Raw genomic sequence first — 6,673 nt, forward strand, 5'->3', positions numbered from 1 at the left:
GTGCAAGCTATACGCCTGTTTTGGCGCAAAAGCGTTGATAAAGTAGTTCTAGTACGGCTAAAGCATCTTCGCTGACGATGCTATAGTAGATTTGCTTGCCTTCACGGCGTGTCGAGACCAGTCCATCTTTGCGCAAGATACCTAGCTGCTGTGACAAGCTTGGTTGGCCAACACCGACTAAGCTTTCTAGTTCACTCACGCAATACTCTCCTTGAGTCAGCTGACATAGCAGTAACAGGCGATCAGGATGCGAGAGCGACTTTAACAACTGGCTAGCCTGCATCGAGGCTTGTTTCATTTGTGTGGCAAGATCTTGAGGGGCAAAATCTGCGTCACTGTATGACATATTGTCATCAGTATTCGCTGTAGATGTGCTCAGTGCTGAAGTATTCAGAGCGAGCTCCTTATATAGAATATAAATAGTACTACGAGTAAACGTAATTGATTATCAATTATATTACAAGCTTTATAAAGTTATATTTATTTACATTATATAAATTGATAAAATGTATAGTGGTTGCTATGTTAGTATGCATAGTCAATCAATATGGCGCTGCAGATACGAGAACCAAGCGCATATTATACTTAAGAATCTATAAAAAACTAAAATATTCATAAAAATGCAAAGAGGCAGCCATGCAAGTCCATTCATTCTTACATAGCGATACAGAAACCTATACTCACGTACTGGCAGATGTTGAGAAGCAAGTATGTGCCATCGTCGATCCCGTATTAGACTTTGATGCCAAGTCAGGACGTACTGGCACTACGAGTGTCGATGAGGTGATTGATTTTGTCCGTGAGCATGGTTGGGAGCTGGTCTATATTATAGAAACCCATGCCCATGCAGATCATATCTCCGGTGCTGCCCACGTCAAAGAGTTGCTGGGTGGTCAGCTAGTTATAGGTCAGCATATCACCGAAGTACAAAAAATATTTAAGCAAATCTTTAATTTCGATACCAGTTTTCGCACTGATGCCAGTCAGTTTGATATTTTGACAGATGATGGTGAGACATTGGCGCTTGGCGATATTACTATTACGGTCATGTACGTGCCAGGTCATACGCGAGCTGATATGGCGTATGTTGCTGCTGATGATGAAAAAACGGTGGTCTTCGTCGGAGATACCTTGTTTGCACCAGATGTGGGTACGGCTCGCTGCGATTTTCCAGGTGGAGATGCCAAAACCTTATATCATTCAATCAAAAGGCTGCTAGCACTCTCTGAAGATACGATGATGTATCTGTGTCATGATTATCCAAGCAAGGGCCGCAAACATTGTCCAACCACTACCGTGGCAGCGCAAAAACTGGGTAATATCCATGTGAAAGAGGGTATTAATGAGGCAGAATTTGTAGAAATGCGTGAGCGCCGTGATGCTACGCTTGATATGCCACGCCTAATTATTCCTTCGGTACAAGTTAATATCGATGCGGGTCACTTTCCAGAACCAGAAGACAATGGCATCCGCTATCTAAAGATACCGATTAATGCGCTCGGTGAGTAAACCATACCGCGCCGCGCCATGATTGACCATTGTTACCTAATAATTAAACCATAAAGTATACAGCCATGAAAATGAATATTGGAAGTACTGAACGGTTATTACGTATTATTGCTGGCGTGGTTATTATCGGATTAGGTATGTATTATGGTAGTTGGTGGGGCGTGATAGGTTTGGTTCCTTTGCTAACAGGGTTATCGCGATTTTGTCCGTTATATAGCATGCTTGGTATGAATACCTGCAAGCGCTAAGATCGGTAATAACTGGAGAGAGCAATGAACCCTTACGAACGTTATGTATTGCCCAAGCTAATCGATGTTGCTTGTAGTGCGGGTAATGTGATGAAAGCGCGGTCTCAAATTGTTCCTAAAGCGCTAGGTGAAGTACTCGAAGTTGGAATTGGTAGCGGTTTGAATCTACAGTTTTATGATGCCAAACGAGTCACTTCTATTGTTGGTATAGATCCCGCGGCTCAGATGCAGATGCTCGCACGTAAGCGGGCGAGTGACATTAGCATTCCAGTTGAAGTGATAGCAGTAGATGTCCAAGGCATTCACGCTGATACGGATAGATTTGATACGATTTTGATGACCTTTACTTTATGTAGTATCGATGATCCGGTATCGGCACTTCAAGAAATGGCACGAGTGCTAAAACCTGATGGTCGCTTGTTATTTTGTGAGCATGGTTTAGCGCCAGATCTTTCTGTTGAGCGTTGGCAGCATCGATTGACGCCTTTTTGGAAGCCTATGGCGGGAGGGTGTCATCTAGATCGTGATATTCCAGCGCTAATTAGAGCAGGTGGTTTTGTTATCGATGAGTTAAGCGAAGCGTACTTGCCAGGTCCACGACCAATGAGTTATGTGTATAGTGGTGTGGCAGCGCAAGTGGTATAGAAAATGTCCATGAATCATTATAATAAATTTGCTTGTATAATCAATCTATACAAGACGAACTGTTAAGACAATAGAATAATTAAAATAGGAATCAAATTATGAGCGAACAAAGTTTTCATTTAGTATGCCCACATTGTCATGCGACCAACCGTGTTCCTGCTGCACGGCTGAGTGCCGCACCAAAGTGTGGTAAATGTGGTCAGCCACTACTGACGGCAAGCCCTCACGAGTTGAACGCGCAAACGGTCAGCAAATTCATTCAAAAGAATGAGGTGTTGACCATCGTTGATTTTTGGGCAAGTTGGTGCCAGCCTTGTATTATGATGGCGCCGCAATTCAAAGTGGCCGCCAGTCAATTGCCGCAGGTAGTCTTTGCAAAGATACAAACAGATAAATACGAGCAAGCAGCAGCACCTTATAACATCCGTAGTTTACCGACCATGGTTGCTTTTAGAGGTGGTAAAGAAATCGCGCGGCAGTCAGGCGCGCTGCCCAGTGACCAAATCACCCAGTGGGTGCGAAGCTTGAGCGCTTAAGTTTCAGATAAGTTTACAGTCGTGATAATTAGTCATAAAAAAGCCAATACGTTGATCGCGTATTGGCTTTTTTAATCACAACAATCGTCTAACACTATGAATATTTGAAGTTGTAGGCATTCGAAGCTATCGCATGACGCTCATTGAGTGCTACTCGCCATAAATTTTGATACCGTTGACGAAGCTACAGCGTTGAATACGTGCAGATTGCACAATCGCATCACTCTCGCCATAGAGGCGTGACAACTTAGCATCACGTGCTTGGGTACTGTTACTTTTGCCAAGACCAAAACTAATATTAGGAGAGATACCCCAACGTCCTGCAGAAATCCCAACCCCGACACCAGAGGCCGATAAGCTTGACTGCTCGTTACGTGCTGCATCCACATAGCGATTGACGCGAGTGTACTCTTGGCTGAGTGCTTGGCAATCATAGTTTTGATAAGTGCTGGGCGGCACATACTGCGGTGTGATATTGCCAGTAGAAGCACAGCCTGAGAGCCCTAAAATACCAGCTGTTGCTAGTATTGTCGCTGTAGTAAGAGTTTTCATAGTGGCTCCATTAGGCTGAATTATTGTCTTTGTATTTACTCACGATAGCAAAAATAATGTGATTAAGATATTGAAAGTCCATCGATTATCCAATATTTTGCCTCTTATTATTTTTACTAATTTGTGCAACTTTAATACGGCAAACGGATCAAAATAAGTTGCCAGGCTTGGTAAAGGCCAGGACTACAATACCAAGATACGCAATCCCCGCAATGACAATCCCTGCTTTTCTTTGGACAGGTGTTGCATGATTGTTGAATGCTTTTACGCTAGAACTAATGGCAGTAAAGAGTAAGATTATTTTAGCGAATGCCCATTGGACAGGGGCATTGACACTCATTAACTGCATGAGCATCACCGCTCCTGATACGATAATGAGCGCATAGAGAATATGAGAAGCTATTTTAACCGCACGTGGCGCTCGTCTGTCAGAGCTTAATACCAAATAGCTCTGGTATATAAACAGTACAATGATCAGTAACGCCATTAACATATGTAAATGTTTCATTGAGTATGGTTTTCCTTAAATTTGCATTTGTCAGCTTGTTTGTAGCGTTCAATCATTATATGAGAACATGCGATCTAAACAACAACATTCTAAGCTTTGTTTTGTCCAGCGCATAACGGGCTATCAGGGCTTTGACCTTGCCACTCGACGGGAGTATAAGCATGAATAGCCAATGCATGTACTTGACCACCTTGTGAAGTCAGTAGGGCGTTAACCAATCCATATACGATCTGATGGCGTGCGACCAATCGTTTGCCTTCAAAAGCATCACTGACAATAGTGAGCTTAAAATGGCTTTCTTTACCATCGAAATAACCAGCATGATTCATTGACTCATTCAATAGTTCTAAATGGTGTGGCTGCAAAGATTGTAGCTCTGCATTAAGCGCATCAGCAGTCGGTGTGGTAGTCATAAAAGTCCTTCCATATGTTTTGCTTAATAGTGTTTTGTTCAATAGCATTTAGCAATGTGTAGATAATATATTTTATACATTATAGCAGACGCAATTATCTAAACTGCGTGCTCTTAAACTCCGTAGACAAATCAATCGCTCTTACTCGCCATTCATATGGCTAAAAAATATAGTCATCAGTAATAAAGCGCTTAATAGCGATACACTCAATTGCCAAGCTTAATCATTACTATCGTTCGTGATTAAAAATGAAAAGAGCAGAGCACAATACTTAATGTGCACTCTGCTCTTATAATCTATAAATATGGACTCAAAACGTGATATCTACAAATAAGCTCTGATTAACGACGAGCTTTCTGATACAACGGCGTTACTTTAGGCATTAATGCCTGTAATTGAGAAATACGACTGCTACTAGATGGGTGAGTGCTCAAGAATTGTGGTGGCTCGCCTTCGCTTGCCTTCTGCATTTTTTGCCATAAGCTAACGGATGCTTGTGGGTTATAGCCTGCACGTGCCATCAACTCAAGACCTATTTGGTCGGCTTCAGACTCTTGAGTACGACTATGAGGTAGGCTTAGACCTAAACTACCAGCAGTACCTGCCAACTCAGTTTGTCCTTGTGATAAGCCAAATATACTGGCGGCCACACCAATACTTGTTTGCGTCGCATATTCACGCGACAGACGCTCACGTGAGTGTTCACGTAGAGCATGCGACATCTCATGCCCCATAATCGCTGCAATCTCATCATCAGTTAGGCTCAAACGATCGATAATACCTGAATAAAACATAATCTTACCACCAGGTACTACAAAGGCATTCAGCTCATCAGATTGAATAGTATGTACTTCCCAGTCCCACGCTGCCGCATCTGTGCGGTAAGTACCAACCTGACCGATTAAACGATTAGCAATAATCTTTAGGCGATTAAGCTGAGCTGTATTTTTATCTAGTACACCTTGAGATTTGGCTTCTTGCAATGTATTCGCATAGCTTTGCGCTGATAACTGAAGGACTTGCTCACTAGAAACCAATAGCAGCTGCTGACGATCGACACCAACGGCACCCGTATTGGTCGTGCTAGTACAACCTGCTAACGTTAGTGTCGATAATGACGCTGCCATCACGGTAGTGGTCAGTAGTTTTTTCATAAAAAATATCCTCGCTATAAATGATAAAAGTAAAAAAATAAAAGTTGTACAAAGTATATATTTGCAAAATAGGTCAAATGATAGTTTCTGGTTGAGCTATGACTCTATTTATCTGTCTCAATAGTGAAGCTTTACCCGAAATGGGATTGCTCATAAGTATAATAATATTAATAGGTTAAAACCAATGTAGAAACAGTAACAATACAACGTATGAGTGTAAGTGAAATACCATCAAGCTTCGGTTGCTCTGCTACCGTATCGAGTTTGCTATAAGTATTATCTCTACTTGGTCTATTTGCATCGCACATCTTGAGCGTTGACTATTATCATATTCATTAGAGTAAAGCATATTTTTAGAGTTCCTTTTTTTACAGCTTCTTTATAGAAAAAATAGCAGGGTAGTATGAACATAGCAGTTTGGATTATTGCCATAGGCGTGATTAAACATAGTTAAGAATGATGGCACATAATATTTTTATTATTAGTAAAAAATAATGATGATTCTATTAAATGAGATACTTATTATTAAATCAATCACTTATAGGTAGCTTCTCTAAAAGTAGAGGCTTCAAGTGAAAATATTGGAAATAAATATTAAAAAAGGTGTTGACACACTCAGGAATTTTGATAGAATAGCCAGCCTATCGAGACGGAGTTGTTATTAACAACACTACAATTCGATAATCAGCGGGAATAGCTCAGTGGTAGAGCATAACCTTGCCAAGGTTGGGGTCGAGAGTTCGAATCTCTTTTCCCGCTCCAAATATGGCTTGAAAAAGCGCAAAAAGCCTCACTTCACAGTGAGGCTTTTTTTTATGGATAAAATTTGGTCGAGACTGATTATAAGTAACCACTCATTCGTATTCAAAGCATTTGGCCGATGAACCCAGTAGAAGTACAGAGTACTAATAAAAAGCCAGCAATCAGTAGAGAGTATGCTTACAAACTAAATCAGTAAACCCTCAAGTATCTCAAACCAACCTGCATCATAAGGGCGCATCATGCCTCCAAGTATTCTCACCCATATTACCCCTCAGCAAGCCTTCATCATATCAGCCATCGTCATCGCCATCATGGGTATCACCATGATCGGCTTTGGCTGGGTGCC

The 6,673-nt window shown here is 41.6% G+C and carries 9 protein-coding genes and 1 tRNA gene; 5 read left to right on the plus strand and 5 right to left on the minus strand.

The window, feature by feature from the left end; genetic code table 11:
* Positions 1-7: 7 nt before the first annotated feature.
* Positions 8-346 (minus strand): helix-turn-helix transcriptional regulator, encoded by a 339-nt coding sequence (locus tag I6E61_RS12380; RefSeq protein WP_227669365.1) that lies wholly within the window; start codon positions 344-346, stop codon positions 8-10.
* Positions 347-636: 290 nt separating this feature from the next.
* On the opposite strand from I6E61_RS12380, the gene I6E61_RS12385 reads away from it, so the two are divergent.
* From I6E61_RS12385 to trxC, 4 genes are all read left to right on the plus strand, one after another.
* Positions 637-1,509: an MBL fold metallo-hydrolase gene (locus I6E61_RS12385; protein ID WP_197135057.1), complete on the plus strand. Its 873-nt coding sequence runs from the start codon at positions 637-639 to the stop codon at positions 1,507-1,509.
* A 65-nt stretch (positions 1,510-1,574) separates the two neighbouring features.
* The gene (locus I6E61_RS12390; protein WP_197135058.1) at positions 1,575-1,757 is read left to right on the plus strand and encodes a DUF2892 domain-containing protein; all 183 of its coding nucleotides are present in this window, start codon (positions 1,575-1,577) and stop codon (positions 1,755-1,757) included.
* Between the two features lie 24 nt (positions 1,758-1,781).
* The gene (locus I6E61_RS12395; protein ID WP_197135059.1) at positions 1,782-2,402 is read left to right on the plus strand and encodes a class I SAM-dependent methyltransferase; all 621 of its coding nucleotides are present in this window, start codon (positions 1,782-1,784) and stop codon (positions 2,400-2,402) included.
* Positions 2,403-2,500: 98 nt separating this feature from the next.
* On the plus strand, positions 2,501-2,938 hold the full coding sequence (gene trxC / locus I6E61_RS12400; RefSeq protein ID WP_197135060.1) for a thioredoxin TrxC: 438 nt from the start codon (positions 2,501-2,503) through the stop codon (positions 2,936-2,938).
* A 150-nt stretch (positions 2,939-3,088) separates the two neighbouring features.
* On the opposite strand, the gene I6E61_RS12405 is transcribed toward trxC, so the two are convergent.
* From I6E61_RS12405 to I6E61_RS12420, 4 genes are all read right to left on the minus strand, one after another.
* A complete protein-coding gene (locus I6E61_RS12405) occupies positions 3,089-3,490 on the minus strand; it encodes a hypothetical protein (RefSeq protein ID WP_197135061.1) in 402 nt (133 codons plus the stop codon).
* Between the two features lie 148 nt (positions 3,491-3,638).
* Positions 3,639-3,998, minus strand: coding sequence for a SirB2 family protein (locus I6E61_RS12410; RefSeq protein ID WP_197135062.1), 360 nt, complete (start codon positions 3,996-3,998; stop codon positions 3,639-3,641).
* Positions 3,999-4,087: 89 nt separating this feature from the next.
* Complete coding sequence (locus I6E61_RS12415; protein ID WP_197135063.1) at positions 4,088-4,411, minus strand: BolA family transcriptional regulator; 324 nt, start codon at positions 4,409-4,411, stop codon at positions 4,088-4,090.
* Positions 4,412-4,752: 341 nt separating this feature from the next.
* Positions 4,753-5,565, minus strand: coding sequence for a M48 family metallopeptidase (locus tag I6E61_RS12420; RefSeq protein ID WP_197135064.1), 813 nt, complete (start codon positions 5,563-5,565; stop codon positions 4,753-4,755).
* A 687-nt stretch (positions 5,566-6,252) separates the two neighbouring features.
* Between I6E61_RS12420 and I6E61_RS12425 the strand changes: the two genes are divergently transcribed.
* Positions 6,253-6,327 (plus strand) — tRNA-Gly (locus tag I6E61_RS12425).
* Positions 6,328-6,673 lie beyond the last annotated feature (346 nt).

The organism is Psychrobacter sp. NZS113 (assembly GCF_015864825.1).
GTDB lineage: Bacteria > Pseudomonadota > Gammaproteobacteria > Pseudomonadales > Moraxellaceae > Psychrobacter.

Bases quoted from the DNA above. Each gene is read 5' to 3' on its own strand.
- I6E61_RS12380 (WP_227669365.1), bottom strand. From the start codon at position 346: ATGTCATACAGTGACGCAGATTTTGCCCCTCAAGATCTTGCCACACAA.
- I6E61_RS12385 (WP_197135057.1), top strand. From the start codon at position 637: ATGCAAGTCCATTCATTCTTACATAGCGATACAGAAACCTATACTCAC.
- I6E61_RS12390 (WP_197135058.1), top strand. From the start codon at position 1,575: ATGAAAATGAATATTGGAAGTACTGAACGGTTATTACGTATTATTGCT.
- I6E61_RS12395 (WP_197135059.1), top strand. From the start codon at position 1,782: ATGAACCCTTACGAACGTTATGTATTGCCCAAGCTAATCGATGTTGCT.
- trxC (WP_197135060.1), top strand. From the start codon at position 2,501: ATGAGCGAACAAAGTTTTCATTTAGTATGCCCACATTGTCATGCGACC.
- I6E61_RS12405 (WP_197135061.1), bottom strand. From the start codon at position 3,490: ATGAAAACTCTTACTACAGCGACAATACTAGCAACAGCTGGTATTTTA.
- I6E61_RS12410 (WP_197135062.1), bottom strand. From the start codon at position 3,998: ATGAAACATTTACATATGTTAATGGCGTTACTGATCATTGTACTGTTT.
- I6E61_RS12415 (WP_197135063.1), bottom strand. From the start codon at position 4,411: ATGACTACCACACCGACTGCTGATGCGCTTAATGCAGAGCTACAATCT.
- I6E61_RS12420 (WP_197135064.1), bottom strand. From the start codon at position 5,565: ATGAAAAAACTACTGACCACTACCGTGATGGCAGCGTCATTATCGACA.